The sequence below is a fragment of the Caldibacillus debilis DSM 16016 genome, from assembly GCF_000383875.1.
GTDB lineage: Bacteria > Bacillota > Bacilli > Bacillales > Caldibacillaceae > Caldibacillus > Caldibacillus debilis.
Map to the genome: position 1 here is coordinate 1 of NZ_KB912898.1, position 14,871 is coordinate 14,871.

The window sequence follows — 14,871 nt, forward strand, 5'->3', positions numbered from 1 at the left end:
GATTCAGGATTTTTTGCCGGATGTCTTCGGATAAGGCATGTGCAGGTTTTCGCCCCCGGTTTTTGTGAATGACTCCGTTTTCATCCTCCTCAAGGACTCGTTTTTTGAGGCGATAAACCTGACGAAGACTTAGCGATAACAATTCGGCAGCTTGTTTTCCCGTGATATACCCTTCGATCCATTGACTAATCACTTTGTAACGCTTCAATTCTTTTTTGCTCAATGGAATTCGCTCCTGTCTCATACTGACATTTTCACTGAAGCGTTACAATATGACAATATCACAGACGAACAACAGGGGTGTGTAACGATGTTGACCGGCTGGTTTCTTTGGTTTATGCTGTTCTGGATCTTTTTTTTGCTGTTTTCCTTTGCCGTCGGCGGATTTTTTATGTTCCGCAAGTTTCTGAAGAGCATGCCGAAAAAGGATGGGAAATCCGATCTCGACTGGGAAAGGTATTATGTGGAAAAGACGCTGCATTTATGGAATGACGAGCAGAAAGAGTTTCTAGAGGAACTGGTGAAGCCGGTTCCCGAATTGTTCCGCCCCGTCGCCAAACAAAAAATCGCGGGAAAAATCGGGGAATTGGCGCTCAAGGAAAACGCGAAACAAATGACCTTGGATCTGATCATCCGGGGCTACATCATCGCCACGCCGAAACGGGACCATAAATTTTTAAGGAAAAAATTGGCGGAACTGCAGATCGACACGAAACCTTATGAACATTTATTCCAATAAAAAATACCCAGCATTCTTTTAATGTTGGGTATTTTTTAATGTCATGGATTTTTTTCAAATATCCGCTGGATGGCGTCCAAAATCTGGGATTCCTCAAACGGCTTGACGACAAAATCCTTCGCCCCCGCTTTAATCGCCTCGTACACCATCTTTTGCTGGCTGAGGGCCGAACAAATGATCACTTTCGCATCCGGGAATGCTTCCCGGATCTCCTTCAACGCCGCCAAGCCGCTTTTTACGGGCATGGTGATATCCATAAACACGAGGTCGGGGAGAAGTTCCCGGTACAGTTCAACCGCTTCTTCCCCGTTTTTCGCCTCCCCGACGACGATGTGTTCCGTCTTTTCAATGATCCTTCTTAACGTCATCCGCAAAAATTTTGCATCATCCACGATCAGGATTCTTCCCACGAAGCCTTCCTCCCATTTGCATGCAGGGATTCGCCGGTTAAAAACCCGTAAAGCCGCCGAACAACGGATTCAGCCATTGGATGAAAAGGTTCATCCAATCAAAGTACAGCATGACGCCGACAGCCACCATGAGGGCTCCCCCCGCCTTCATGATCTGCGCGCTGTGCCTGCGGATCCATTGCAGTTTTCCGATAAAGAAGGACAAAAGAAGGAAAGGAAGGGAGAACCCGAGGACATAGGCGATCATATAAAGGACGGCGAAACCCGGATTGGTCGACGCGAGAAAAATGACCGACGCCAAAATGGGGCCGGTGCAGGGCGTCCAGCCCGCCGCAAAGGCGAGCCCGATAACCGCAGACCCGAGATAACCGGAAGGGCGTTTGCTGAACTGGATTCTCCGGTCCTTCATGAGAAAGGCCGGGCGAAACAGCCCGAGGATCACCAGCCCGAAAAAGACGATGAAGACGGCCCCCAGCTGCCGGATCAAGTCTTTATATTGGGTAAAGAAGGAACCGATAAAGGACGTCCCGAAGCCGAGGGCGATAAAAACGACGGAAAATCCGAGCAAAAAAAACAAGGTATGGAGCAGGCTCCGCTTTTGGAGCAGCGCGTTCTCTTCCTGCAATTCGCCCACGCTCATGCCCGTGATGTAAGACAAGAACGCCGGGTACAGGGGGAGGCAGCACGGGGAAATAAAGCTTAAAAAACCGGCTCCGAACGCAAGAAAGACGTTTATGTCAACCAATCCCGACACCCTTTCCGCTGTGGCACCAATCGTTACATTGATTTTACAAAACATCCGGGGAAATGCCCAGAAAAATGCAACGGGGAATTGTTACATTTTTTTGAACAGGATCCCGGGACGGCCCGGACGACCGCAGGCGCCTCCCCTCCGGTTTCCTTCCCCGCTATAATTTCAACAGCAGCCGGCCTCCGAAAATGAACGTAAAAAGCAGCAACAATCCGGAAAAAATCGACATGCCGTTCCAGGAGGTGGGTTCCCGATGTTCCTCCGGCCCTTTTTCTATTTTTCCCCGGCCCGCCGGTTTGAGCTTCTCCAAAGGCGCCGCCTGCAAAATCGTCCCGTCGGCGGATTTGATCAATAAATTCCCGGAACGGTCCACCTCCGTTTCCGCCCTTTCCCCCTTCGGCAAGACGTAGTACACGTCGTGCGGCAGGAAGTATTCGCCGTTTTCCGCGGGGAAAAGCGTTTGGCCCGTCACCTTCTCCACCGTAAAATTTTGAAAGCCGTAATCCAGCATTTTCAGCGTATCGGTATAAGGAACGTTTTTATAAGGCGTATTCATCGTCACGGCAATAAGCGCCATGCCGTCTTTTTCCGCCGTCGTTACGAGGGTATGCCCCGATTCGTTGACGAATCCGGTCTTCCCCCCGGTGATGCCTTCGGCGGGAAATTCGCCTTTCAGCAGCCGGTGGTGGGTATGCAAGATCGTCTTCCAGCCTTTTCCGTTCCACGGATATTCCTTTAAACCGAAGATCCGCCTGAATTTTCCGTTTTCCATGGCATAGCGGGTGATCCGCGCCATGTCATAAGCGGTCGTATAATGGCCGGGATCGTAAAGCCCGTGGGGGTTGGTGAAATGGGTATTGATGACGCCCGTTTTTTCCGTCAAAAAGCGGTTCAAATTCGCGGAAAAATGCTCAACGGACCCGTCCAGGTATTCGGCGATCGCTTCCGCGGCATCATTCCCCGAATTGATGACCATCCCGGTGATCAGCTGTTCCAGGGTCATTTTCTCCCCCGGCTCCAAATAGACCCTCGTCCCGTCGACTTGCGTCGCCCTTTCGCTGATTTCGACCGTATCCGAAAGGTTCCCCTTTTCGATGGCGTAGATGGCCGTGGCGATCTTTGTTATGCTGGCGGGATATTCCTTTTTATGCCCGTTTTTTTCATAAAGGACCGTTCCCGATTTTGCCTCCATCAAAACAGCGGAATCGCTTTGGATGGGGAGATCCGCTCGTTCTTCCCCCCACGCCGCCTGGGGATGGAAAGCAAGCCAAAGGATCGGCGTCCAAAACAATAATCCTTTTATTTTCATTAAGCTGCACCTGTTTCTTCAATAGATTCCTGGATCTTTCGGCGAAAACAGCGTCCCCGGGGAAAAAGAATAGACCGGAAGGCAGCGGAGTCCCTGGGACTGTCGCTTTGTAAGCCACAGGAAACATAACGGTCCGGCGGGGGGATCGTATTAAACGACTTTCCGGTTTTTCTTCATATATTGTAAATAATGGCGGGCAATTTGTAAATTTGCCTTTTCATTGATTTTTGTCGCCCGCATCACCAGCGGGTCCCACGGGGATATGGAAGCTTTCGGGTATTCCCCGCATACGTCCATCCCGATGACCCGCTTTTCGGCAAACAGGGCTTCCAGAAAAGCGAGCAATTCATCGAGGGTGAGCTCCCCCTGGTCCCAATTCGTCACCGCGCAAGTTTCCGACAAAACATCTTTATCAATACTGATGTAAATATCACGCCCGGCAATTTCCCGCAAAAATTTTTTGTTCAGGTCGGCTTGATCGGCGGAAAAAACGGAGAGCTTCGGCGTACGGACATTCTTTGGAGGACCGATGATGAGCACCTTTTGGCAGAAAGGGATTTTCAAGGCGAAGGAAACCCAGGAACCGCAGGAAAGATAATCGTCTTCCATTTGGCCGAGGTCGGTGTGCCGGTCGAAGAGGACAAGGGTGAAGGGGACGGTTATCTTTTTTAATAGAAGATAGGTGATATAGTGGTAATTCCCGCTGCCCAAAAATACGACAGAAGGCCCTTCCCATCGGGAAAGCCGGGATTGGATCGCCTTGACGGAAAACGGGTCGGCGATCATGTTCGTCGAGCGGATGTCCGACATGTCGATCCACCGGTGGGGAAGTGTCAACAGCCGTTTCTGGGAAGGATAGGTATCATCCAAATTCAAGATCGTTATCGGAGCAAAATCCATGTCTTTCACCCCAATATGGATGACGTTTTTCCGTTTTCGAAAGCATCCTTCCTGAAATCCTGTCATCCCCGTTTCGGAATCGCCCCGTCCCTGCCCCTTTTACGCTTCCCAAGTTCCTTCTCCCTCTCATCCTTTCCGCAGCCGGAACGGATGCAGGAAACAGGCCACTTTTATTATACACCAAAATCCTCTCAAGTTTGGGAGCGCCGTTCAGGATCCGGGACGGCCGCTAGACAATCTTCATCCGGCATGCGGCGCGGGCCCTTGCCCCGGCATCCCGCCCCGCCCATTTGCTGGAAACGATTTCTCGGCACCGCGGCGCAAGCCGGCATCGGATCAATCCCCCGCCCCTTTTAGAAACTATTTCCAGTCTCGCCCGCGCAAGCCTCTCCGGAGGAAGGACCGAAACTTACCGGGTGGCCTGTCCCGTATCCCGGCAAATGTTCCCGGATCCGGAACGGGACGAAAGTTCCCGCTTTTCGGGAGGGAAGCCGAAAGAAGACTTGAAGAAAAGCCGCGGTTTCCCGGAGGGCATTTTTAAGCCCCGCCCGGGCGCCGCGGCTCTCATCTTTCCCCTTGGACCAACAATTCATCCATTTTCTCGGTCAAGCCGTTTTGCAGCAAATACATTTTATAATAAAGCCCCTTCTTGGCCAGAAGCTCCGGATGGGTTCCCCTTTCGACGATTTCCCCCTTATGGAGGACGAGGATCAAGTCCGCATTTTGAATCGTCGACAGCCGGTGGGCGATGGCGATCGTCGTCCGTCCCTTTCGCATCTTCTCCAGCGCCGTCTGGATCGCCTCTTCGGTTTCCGTGTCGATATTCGATGTGGCCTCATCCAAAATCAAGATCTTCGGATTGGCGGCAATCGCCCTGGCAAAGGTGATCAGTTGCCGCTGGCCGGTGGAAAGGGTCGACCCCCGTTCGGAAACGACGTGGTCGTAACCGCCGGGCAGTTTTTCAATGAACGGATGGGCCTGCACGAATTTGGCGGCCTCCACGATCTCCCCGTCGCTGATCTCCGGGTTGTTCAGGCGGATATTGTATTTGATCGATCCGTAATACATGAAGGGATCTTGGAGGACGAGGCCGATCTTTTTCCGCAGCTCCTCCTTTCCGTAGCTCTTGATCGACCGGCCGTCGATCAAAATGTCTCCCCTGTCGAATTCATAAAACCGCATAAACAAATTGATGATCGAGCTTTTCCCGCTTCCCGTCTGCCCGACGATGGCGACCGTTTCCCCGGGCCGGACGGTAAAGCTGATGTTTTTTAACACATCCTTCTTGCCGTCGTAGGAAAAGGAAACGTTTCTGAATTCGATTTCTCCCCTTTCAATGACGGCCTTCCCTTCGGGATGCTGTTCCGGGGACATTTCCTTTTCGTCGAGAAGGCGGAACACCCGCGCGGCGGAAACGATCGATTGCTGAAAAAAGCTCAATTGCTCCATCACCTGGTTGACCGGTTCGAAAAATCGGTTGATGTAGTTGACAAAGGCGAAAATAACCCCCACTTCCACCGATTCGGACCAAGAGGTGATGCCGAAATAGGTGAGCAGGATGATGACGGCGAGGATATACACCAAATCGACGGCGGGGCGGAGCAGGAGGCCGTTCACCTTTACCGTCCGCATCCCCGCGTCAAAATGCTTTTCGTTGATGGCGTCGAATTCCCGGCGCATCCGCTTTTCCTGGCGGAAGATTTGGATGATCCCCATCCCTTGCAGCGATTCGTTCAGCTTCGCGTTCAACTGGCTCAGCCGTTCCCTTTGTTCCTGATAAAATTTGGAGCTGAATTTCCGGTAAAAATGAATGATCAGGAAGATGAGCGGCAAAAACAGCAAACAATACAAGGCCAGGACAAAATCAAGGGAAAACATCGCAATAAAAATGCCGATCAGCAAAAAGGCGCTCTGGATAAATACCGCCAAAACGCTGACGAACATCTCTTTAATCGCTTCGGTATCGTTCGTCACCCGCGAGACGATGGCGCCCGTCGGGGTCCTGTCAAAAAATTTCATCCCGAGGGCCTGCACCTTGGCAAACACGTCGATCCGCAGCTGCTGGATGATCTTTAAGGCGATCGTCTGAAATTTTAACGATTGCAAATAGAGGATGACGCTGTTGGCGAACTGGATAAAAAGAAAGCCGGCGGCCAAAAGGCCGATCCTTTGCCAGTCAAAATTTCGCGGCGCCACATGGTCGTCGATGAATATCTTGATCAAGATCGGGCCGATCACTTCCCCAAGGGTGGCCAACCCGAGGAGGAAGAAGGCCGCGGCCATGCTTTTGGCATGGGGCTTCGCATATTTCAATAGCCGCAGAAACACCTTGTAATGGCCGGTTTTTTCCCGCATGTCCTTCCGGCCGTTTTCCGCCGTAACGTTTTCCACCGCCTTACCCCCCTTTCTCCACCAAAGTTTCCAGTTGCTGCTGCATATACATCTTTTTGTAACGGCCGTTTTCCGCCATCAGCGCGCCGTGGGTGCCCCGCTCGACAATTTTTCCCCCTTCGAGGACAAGGATCAGATCGGCATGGCGGATGGCGCTGATCCGATGGGAAGAAATGATCGTCGTCTTGCCTTTCCGGATTTCCTTTAACGATTGCAGGATCGCTTCCTCCGTTTTCGCGTCAACGGCGGAGAGGCAGTCGTCCAAAATGAGGATCTCCGGGTTCAATAACAGGGCGCGGGCGATGGAAATGCGCTGTTTTTGTCCGCCGGAGAGGGATACCCCCCGTTCGCCGACAAGGGTTTGATAGCCTTCGGGAAAAGACAGGATTTCCTCGTGGATGCAGGCGAGTTTCGCGGCCCGTTCGACCTCTTCCATCGTCGCGTCCGGTTTGGCAAAGGCGATGTTTTCCAGGATCGAGGCGGAAAAGAGAAAATGGTCCTGGGGCACGTAGCCGAACAGGCTGCGGTAGGCTTCCAGGGGATAATCCTGGATCCTTTTCCCGCCGAGCAAAATCTCCCCGTCGTACCCTTCAAAATCCCGGATCAATAACCGCAATAAGGCGGTCTTTCCCGAACCGGTCCGCCCGGCGATGCCGAGGGTTTGGCCTTCCTCCAGCCGGAAACGGATATCCTCCAGCACGATCCGCTCCGGGTTGTTCGGGTAGGCGAAGGAACGGATGTGAAAGCTGAGGTCTTTCCGTTCAATTTCATGGCCCCCCTCCCGGTCCCGGATCTCGATGTCTTCCTCCAGCAGCCGGGACACCCGCGCATAGGAGGCGCTCCCCCGTTCCACGATGTTGAAAAACCAGCCCAATGCTAGCATCGGCCAAATGAGCATCCCCAAATAGGTGGTAAAAGATATCAATTGCCCGATGGTCATCTCGCCGTCAACGACAAATTTCGCTCCAAAGGCGACGGAAAGGAAAAAAGAGACGCCGATGACCGCCGTGATCGTCGGATCATAGAGGGCGTCGATCCGGGCCACGGCGATATTCTTTTTGACCACGTCCCCGGAGAGCTCCGAAAAGGAGGCCACTTCCTCCCGTTCTTGGCCGAAAGCCTTCGTTACCTTGATGCCGGATATGCTCTCCTGGGTTTTATCGTTCAGCTCGGAAAAGGCCGCCTGGGCCTTGTCAAACCGTTCATGGAGCTTCTTCCCGTACCAGCTCGTCAGCACGGCGAGAAGCGGGATCGGAATCAAAGCGATGGCCGTCAGTTTCCAGCTGATCGTCAGCGCCATGGCCGCGACGACAAAACCGCCGGTGGCAAGGGAATCAACCAGCGTCAAAACGCCGGCTCCGGCGGTCATCTGAATCGCCTGGATGTCATTCGTGGCATGGGCCATGAGGTCTCCGATCCTTTTCCTTTGGTAAAAAGACGGGCTCATCTTCGTCAAATGGGCATAAAGGCGGCTGCGCAGCTGACGGGCGAGCTTCAGGCTCGAACCGAAGATGTAGATCCGCCAGTAATACCTGAGCACGTACATGATCCCGCCGCAAAGGATTAAAGTGCCGATGTAGAAGGCCAGGGTTTTCGGGCCGATGGTCCTGGATGCCACCGCATCCGCGGCGTACCCGAGGATTTTCGGGGGGACCAGCTGCAGTACGGCGATGACCAGAAGCAGCGTCACCCCGATAAGATAGGATTTTTTCTCCTGTCTGAAAAACCAACCTAAATCGATAAAGATTCGCATGTGGATCCTCCGCCATTTGCGTTACTCATGTTCAATAGTTTAACAAATTTTCACACAAGAAGGAAGATTGACTTTTTCCTGCAAAAATTAAAAAATCACCTTTTCATTGACGAATAAATCCTCAATCGAAAAGGCGATTTTTCTTGAACGGATGATCGATCCCTTGCGCTTCTCGCGGAAACCAAACATTTATTTGCTTGACATTTGTTTGTTAATTGCCTGCATCATTTGATTGATTTTCTTTTGCGAGGGCTTCATGCCCATTTGCATCATCATGACGCGGATCATTTGTTCATTGATGGGCGGGTTTTTTTTCAAGTAATTCATCATATATTTTCTTGCGATAAAAAATCCTAGCGCTACTCCGGCGAGCAATGCCAGAATACCTACTAGAACGAGCTCCCACATACCATTTCCTCCTTCATGTTGTCTATTTTCAAGTGTACTAAACGTACGGGCATTTTACAATACGGGAACCGTTATTTTTTCCCATACACCGGAAGGATCTGTTACAGGCGCAGGCCCCTTTTCAACGGTTTCAGCCAGCCGTACCGCCCGTTTTCCCTGTCGATGGCCAAAAAATTGTACTCCGTTTTCTTCAGCAAATCCAGAAAGGTGTTTTCCCCTTCCCCATATCCGTTGGATTCGAGGAGAATGGCGCGCTGATCGATTTGAAGGCAAGCCTTCCCGCGATGGTTTTCGATCACCAATTTGCCTTGGCGGATGTAAAAATCCTGCCGGCCTTCCAGCAGCCGGATGATTTGCGAGTGGATTGTTAAGACGGGGATCGGTTTGGTGATGAAATCGATTTGTTTTTCCAAAATCTCTTTTTTCGGAGGTGCAGATCCTTCATATTCTTTAAACAGGTTATAGAATTTCCTTTCCCTGCCGTAAAAAAAATCGGCCACCTGTTCATCGATCAGATACATTTCATATCGCTTCATCTCATCCACCCTCATCCCGATGTTGATCCGGTCCGGCTGCAAACGGAACATCCCAGGAAGCCAAGATAAACCGTGGAAAGATACGGGGCTTCGATCAGCGAAGAGCAAAAATGAAGGAATAAAAAAAGCCTGTCCGAATATTTAGGAAAAATTTTCCGGATATGCGGAGGAAATCCCGCAAACGGGAACCAAACCCCATCGGCGGAATCGGCAAAACGACCCCGGTTTACTGCCAAAAAAGCGGGATTTTTCTTTTAGTATACAAAAAAATAACCGAGGGGAAAACCGAACATATGTACCGGAGAAACGGGAAATCCGAAAACCTATTCCCCCTTTTTCTTCCCCATCGGAAAAGGCGACGCCCGTGGAAGGTTTTCCCCGCTGCCGACTCCGAGGAAGTCCTTCCGGATTGTCTCCGCCACTGTCTGCGCGACACTCCCTTTGGTTGTTCGGTCCTTCCAAGCAGGGAACAACTTCATTTGTCCTATGACCGCTGCTGTTGCTCAACAGCCCATTTCCGTACGGCTTACCGACTCGATCGGCGTACCGGTCAGACCTCCCCGGGCAAGGGCGCAATCTTTCCTTCTATTTATCTACTCCCCTTCGGCAAAGAAAAGATCCGTTTTGCCCGCCTCCTTCGGATTCCGCTCCGCCGCGTACACCCTTTCGTTGGCTGATCGCCGCTTCTTCCTTCGCGGTCCGGGATTTTCACCCGCTAGATGGCACCTATGCCGGGCGCACAAGAAAAAACACCACGACGGGTGCTTTTCGATGTGCATGAAAAGTTGTTAAGTTGTTTCGCAGACTCGTCCAGTGAGGCCCAGCCTCGTATGGGGTTCGTGTTCCGAGAGACCTAAAGTTTGCCGGCTTTACAAACAAATCTTGAGTTGCTTATGGATTAGCCCATAAAATTCTTCCGTCAGAATCTTTGATTTGAGTATGAACCGTGAATGGGGGAAAAAGAGGACGGCGTTGTGACTCCATTCCACCAATAAGGAACGGTTTTCCTCTTTGTTTCCCAAAAAAATGTCCCAAAAGCGAACGCGACGCGAACGCTTTTGGGACACCGTCGGAAGGTTCCTTCCGCTCAGGCGAGCAGTTCCTTTACGATCCGTACGATATTTTCCACCGTGAACCCATATTCTTTGACGATGGTTTCCCCCGGTGCGGAAGCGCCGAACCGTTCGATGGACAGCACCCTTCCTTCCTCTCCGACATAACGGTGCCAGCCGAGGGATGAACCCATTTCGATCGCCAGACGCTTTTTCACCCGTTTCGGCAAAACCTCTTCTTTGTATGCTTCCGGCTGGGCCTCGAAGCGGTCCCAGGAAGGCATGCTGATGACCGCGGCGTCGATGCCGGATTCCCGCAATTTTTCCTGGGCGGAGACGGCCAGGGAAACTTCCGATCCGGAGGCCAACAGGAGGACATCCGGGATCTCCTTTTCCGAAGGCGATAGGATGTAGGCGCCCCTCGAAACGCCTTCCAAAGCCTTTTCCTTCGTCCCTTTCAAATTCGGCAGATTTTGCCGGGACAGGACGAGCGCCGTCGGCGTTTTTTCCGATAACAGGGCCAGCCGCCACGCCGCCGCCGTTTCGTTGCCGTCGGCCGGGCGAATGACGGAGAGATTGGGCATGGCCCTGAAGGAGGCCAAGTGTTCGACGGGTTCGTGGGTCGGCCCGTCTTCCCCGACGGCGATGCTGTCATGGGTCAAGACGTAGGTGACGGGGAGTCCCATCAACGCGGCAAGGCGGATGGCCGGACGCATGTAATCGGAAAAGACGAAGAAAGTACCGCCGAAAACCTTCAATCCCCCATGGAGGGCCATCCCGTTCAATATGGCGCCCATGGCAAATTCCCGCACGCCGAACCAAATATTCCTTCCTTCGTAGGAGCCGGGGAGAAAATCCTTGTCTCCCTTGATCGTCGTTTTGTTGGAGCTGGCCAAGTCCGCCGATCCCCCGAAGAAATAGCGCAATTTCTTCGCGATCCCGTTCAGTACTTCGCCGGAGGAGGCGCGGGTCGCCAAACTTTTCCCTTCTTCATAGACGGGGATCTCACTGTCCCAGCCTTCGGGCAATTTCCCTTCGATGGCCAGTTCCAGTTCCCGTCCCAGCTCGGGGAAGGCGCGTTTATAGTTTTCCAGCAGTTCATTCCATTCTTTTTCCTTCTGTTCCCCTCTCGCCAGCACTTGGCTGCGGAAATGTTCATACACTTCATCGGGAACGTGGAATTCCTCAAATTCCCATCGATAGGCCGCCTTGGCCAGTTTCGCCTCCTCTTTGCCCAAAGGCGCGCCGTGAACTTCGCTCGTTCCGGCCTTGTTGGGGGCGCCGTACCCGATGACCGTTTTCACTTCGATCAAGGTCGGCCGTTCCTTTTCCTCCCTGGCCGCTTCGATCGCTTTGGCGATGGCTTCCAAATCGTTGCCGTCATCCACGCGGAGATAGTGCCAGCCGTAAGCGATGAAACGGTCTTTAACGCTCTCGGAAAAGGCCTTGTTCAAGTCCCCGTCCAAAGAGATGTCATTGGAGTCGTACAGGACGATCAAGCGTCCGAGTTTCAAATGGCCGGCGAGGGAGGCAGCCTCTGCCGAAACGCCTTCCATTAAATCCCCGTCCCCGCAAATGGCGTATGTATAATGGTCAATGACGGGGTAATTGTCCTTGTTGTACAGGGCGGCCAAATGGCGTTCCGCCATCGCCATGCCGACGGCCATCGCGATCCCTTGTCCCAAGGGACCGGTGGTCGCGTCAACGCCCGGGGTATGGCCGTATTCGGGATGCCCGGGGGTCTTGCTGCCCCATTGGCGGAAATTTTTGATGTCTTCCATCGTCACATCGTAGCCGGACAGATGAAGAAGGCTGTATAACAGCATCGAACCGTGGCCCGCGGACAATACGAACCGGTCGCGGTTGAACCACTTCGGATTTTTCGGGTTATGGTTCATGAAACGGGTCCATAAGCAATAGGCCATCGGCGCGCTTCCCATCGGCATGCCGGGGTGGCCTGAATTCGCTTTCTCGATGGCATCGATCGACAAGGCGCGGATCGTCGCGACGGCCAATTGATCTTTTTCGGTAAACATGGAATCAGCCCTTTCCTCCAGATTGTTCCTTCATTTTTAATATTAGCTTTCCTCGTCCGTTCCAACAACATAAAAACGGAAAAATCATCGGCTGTTAAAAGAATTTTACCAATTTGATCATTTTCCGCCCTCCGGCTGTTTTTCCGGCGGGACGGGAAACCATTTTCGGGAAATTTTTTCCGGCCCCGTTCGGCCGGAAGAACGGGCCGCACCGAAAAGGCGGCGGAGTGACCGCCTTCCGGCTCGGGGGGCTTCAGGGGGAAATGGGGGAAAAAACCAAACGGCCGCGCCGGCGGTTCCGCTGCGAAGATGCGGACAATCGCATGCGGTCCGACCGCCGCCGAAAACGGAATCCCCGCAATCGGCCGAAATCATTGCATAAATTTCTTCTTTTTTATTTTAACCGCCTCAGGCGTCACGTCATTTCCCAGCGGGTCGTAGACGGTGACCCTTTCCAAGGTCATTTCCATCATTCGGCGGAAATCGGCGAGGTATTCCTTTCTCAGGTTCTTCTGCTCGATTTCCTCTTCGGGCGTCAGCCCTTCCCGCTTCTTTTTCCGCGCCAGCGCGTTGATCCTTTCGATCTTCTCCTTCGACAGCATGCCTTTCCCTCTTTTCTTTTTCGATTCATGATGCCTTCCCGTTTATCCCTATCATTTTAGCATAAAAAAAGAACGAAAGACAGGCCGATGCATTTTGCCGATCACCATTGCCCGCTTTCGTCCGCCGCTTTCCAAAGAACCGCCGTCTCGCTTGAAGAACCGTGATCTCCCTTTTCCAACGTCTCGACAAAAAACAGCATGCAAATAAAGGCGACAACAAACAGCAGAATCACATAGCCATATTTTTCAAACACCTTGGAAACCGACACGCCTATCACCCCGTACGAATGTATGTTCGCATTTATCATATACCGAACATATGTTTTGTGTCAAGGGAAAAGCGAACGGATGTTTGTTCGCCGCATGGAGATATGCTATACTAGTAAATAAATACGGCTGGAAGGTGGAAAATATGTCCAAATTGTCCAAAAGGCAGATCGAAATCTTTGATTTTATAAAAAAGAACGTGAAAGAGAAAGGGTATCCCCCTTCGGTGCGGGAAATCGCCGAGGCGGTCGGGCTCTCTTCCAGTTCCACGGTCCACGGCCATCTCGCCAAGCTGGAAAATAAGGGGCTCATCCGCCGGGATCCGACGAAGCCGAGGGCGATCGAAATCCTGGAAAAGGACGAAAACGGCTCCCTTTTTGCGCCTTCGCGGCCCGTGCCGGTGATCGGAAAAGTAACCGCCGGCCTTCCGATTACGGCCGTTGAGAATATCGAGGATTATTTTCCTTTGCCGGAACACATCGCCCCGAAAGATGCGAACGTGTTCATGCTGGAAGTCGTTGGCGACAGCATGATCGAAGCGGGGATTTTGGACGGGGATTACGTCGTCGTCCGGCAGCAAAACACCGCCGAAAACGGGGAAATCGTCGTGGCCATGACGGAGGAAAATGAAGCCACCGTGAAAAGATTCTACAAAGAGAAAAACCATATCCGTTTGCAGCCCGCCAACAGCCAAATGGAACCGATCATCGTCCGGAACGTGACGATTTTGGGGAAAGTGATCGGGGTATTCCGGTATATCGACGGGTAACACATCCATCATCTTTAGCGCCTGGAGATCAACGAAAGGCGTTTTTCTTTTATAAAAAAATTTTATTGGTTCATTGTAAAATTAAATGCAACAAAATAAATATACAAAAGCCACGGTAATTCCGTTATGATGAAGTCGACACAAACCCATACATAACAGGAGGAATACCATGGCCCGCTCTCATCATAACACAACTCGTACCTTTTCGCATCTCACCGTTTTTGATCGTGGTCAGATCCAAGCGCTTCGCAATCAGGGAAAGTCACTGCAGGAAATCGCGGACATCATCGGCTGTCATAAGTCTACGATCTCCCGTGAGTTGAAGCGAGGAACCGTGACGCAGCGACGGTCTGATCTGACCGAGTATCAAGCATACTTTGCCGATGTGGGCCAACGTGTCTATGAATCGAACCGTTCCCGTTGTGGTGCGAAGTATAAGCTGATCCAGACCACGGANTTCATTCATTTCGCCGTGCAGAAGATCCGTGATGATCANTGGTCTCCTGACGCCGTTTGCGGCTATGCCAAGACCCAGCACTTGTTCGATGGTGAATGGGTTTGCACCAAGACCCTGTACCGCTATATCGACCTTGGTCTGCTTCCAATCAAGAACATTGATCTGCCTTTAAAAGTGTCCCGCAACACCAAGAAAAAGCGAACACGGCAACATAAGAAGAGGCTAGGCACAAGCATTGAACAGCGTCCCCGGCATATCGATGAACGTCTGGAATTCGGCCACTGGGAAATCGATACCGTCTTAGGCACCAACAAAAAAGGAGCGGCGCTGCTCACATTGACCGAACGCAAGACGCGCAAAGAACACATCCTGAAGATCGATCGCAAGACGGCGGAATGCGTGAAGCAAGCCTTACAGGAAGTGAAGCAACAGTATGGATCCGTATTCTCAACCGTGTTCAAAACGATCACATCAGACAATGGAGCTGAATT

The 14,871-nt window shown here is 52.0% G+C and carries 15 protein-coding genes; 3 read left to right on the plus strand and 12 right to left on the minus strand.

Annotated features, from left to right (window positions below; genetic code table 11):
- Window positions 1–223, minus strand: a 223-nt coding sequence (locus A3EQ_RS21070) for a helix-turn-helix domain-containing protein (RefSeq protein WP_154652873.1), incomplete at its 3' end; no start/stop codon positions are given.
- Between the two features lie 87 nt (window positions 224–310).
- Between A3EQ_RS21070 and A3EQ_RS0112395 the strand changes: the two genes are divergently transcribed.
- A complete protein-coding gene (locus A3EQ_RS0112395) occupies window positions 311–739 on the plus strand; it encodes a DUF2621 domain-containing protein (RefSeq protein ID WP_020155491.1) in 429 nt (142 codons plus the stop codon).
- 41 nt (window positions 740–780) lie between these two features.
- Here A3EQ_RS0112395 and A3EQ_RS0112400 read toward each other — a convergent pair whose 3' ends face one another.
- The 11 genes from A3EQ_RS0112400 to A3EQ_RS22545 form a co-directional block, all read right to left on the minus strand.
- Window positions 781–1,149 (minus strand): response regulator, encoded by a 369-nt coding sequence (locus A3EQ_RS0112400; RefSeq protein WP_020155492.1) that lies wholly within the window; start codon window positions 1,147–1,149, stop codon window positions 781–783.
- A gap of 37 nt (window positions 1,150–1,186) precedes the next feature.
- The gene (locus A3EQ_RS0112405; protein WP_020155493.1) at window positions 1,187–1,894 is read right to left on the minus strand and encodes a cytochrome c biogenesis protein CcdA; all 708 of its coding nucleotides are present in this window, start codon (window positions 1,892–1,894) and stop codon (window positions 1,187–1,189) included.
- A 163-nt stretch (window positions 1,895–2,057) separates the two neighbouring features.
- A complete protein-coding gene (locus A3EQ_RS0112410; RefSeq protein WP_020155494.1) occupies window positions 2,058–3,209 on the minus strand; it encodes a D-alanyl-D-alanine carboxypeptidase family protein in 1,152 nt (383 codons plus the stop codon).
- 150 nt (window positions 3,210–3,359) lie between these two features.
- A complete protein-coding gene (locus A3EQ_RS21075; protein ID WP_051091421.1) occupies window positions 3,360–4,109 on the minus strand; it encodes an arginase family protein in 750 nt (249 codons plus the stop codon).
- Between the two features lie 564 nt (window positions 4,110–4,673).
- Complete coding sequence (locus tag A3EQ_RS0112430) at window positions 4,674–6,464, minus strand: ABC transporter ATP-binding protein (protein ID WP_026499941.1); 1,791 nt, start codon at window positions 6,462–6,464, stop codon at window positions 4,674–4,676.
- 40 nt (window positions 6,465–6,504) lie between these two features.
- Window positions 6,505–8,253, minus strand: coding sequence for an ABC transporter transmembrane domain-containing protein (locus tag A3EQ_RS0112435; RefSeq protein ID WP_020155499.1), 1,749 nt, complete (start codon window positions 8,251–8,253; stop codon window positions 6,505–6,507).
- Between the two features lie 189 nt (window positions 8,254–8,442).
- Complete coding sequence (locus A3EQ_RS0112445; RefSeq protein ID WP_020155501.1) at window positions 8,443–8,661, minus strand: YneF family protein; 219 nt, start codon at window positions 8,659–8,661, stop codon at window positions 8,443–8,445.
- A 101-nt stretch (window positions 8,662–8,762) separates the two neighbouring features.
- On the minus strand, window positions 8,763–9,239 hold the full coding sequence (gene sirA, locus A3EQ_RS0112450; RefSeq protein WP_020155502.1) for a sporulation inhibitor of replication protein SirA: 477 nt from the start codon (window positions 9,237–9,239) through the stop codon (window positions 8,763–8,765).
- Window positions 9,240–10,284: 1,045 nt separating this feature from the next.
- A complete protein-coding gene (gene tkt, locus A3EQ_RS0112465; protein WP_020155505.1) occupies window positions 10,285–12,285 on the minus strand; it encodes a transketolase in 2,001 nt (666 codons plus the stop codon).
- A 371-nt stretch (window positions 12,286–12,656) separates the two neighbouring features.
- Window positions 12,657–12,887, minus strand: coding sequence for a DUF896 domain-containing protein (locus A3EQ_RS0112475; protein WP_020155507.1), 231 nt, complete (start codon window positions 12,885–12,887; stop codon window positions 12,657–12,659).
- A 101-nt stretch (window positions 12,888–12,988) separates the two neighbouring features.
- On the minus strand, window positions 12,989–13,156 hold the full coding sequence (locus tag A3EQ_RS22545; RefSeq protein WP_020155508.1) for a hypothetical protein: 168 nt from the start codon (window positions 13,154–13,156) through the stop codon (window positions 12,989–12,991).
- Between the two features lie 143 nt (window positions 13,157–13,299).
- Here A3EQ_RS22545 and lexA point away from each other — a divergent pair, with 143 nt between their 5' ends.
- Together lexA and A3EQ_RS0112490 are read left to right on the plus strand one after the other, a co-directional pair.
- Window positions 13,300–13,923 (plus strand): transcriptional repressor LexA, encoded by a 624-nt coding sequence (gene lexA, locus A3EQ_RS0112485; RefSeq protein WP_020155509.1) that lies wholly within the window; start codon window positions 13,300–13,302, stop codon window positions 13,921–13,923.
- 169 nt (window positions 13,924–14,092) lie between these two features.
- The coding region (locus tag A3EQ_RS0112490; protein ID WP_020155510.1) for an IS30 family transposase at window positions 14,093–14,871 on the plus strand (779 nt) is incomplete at its 3' end.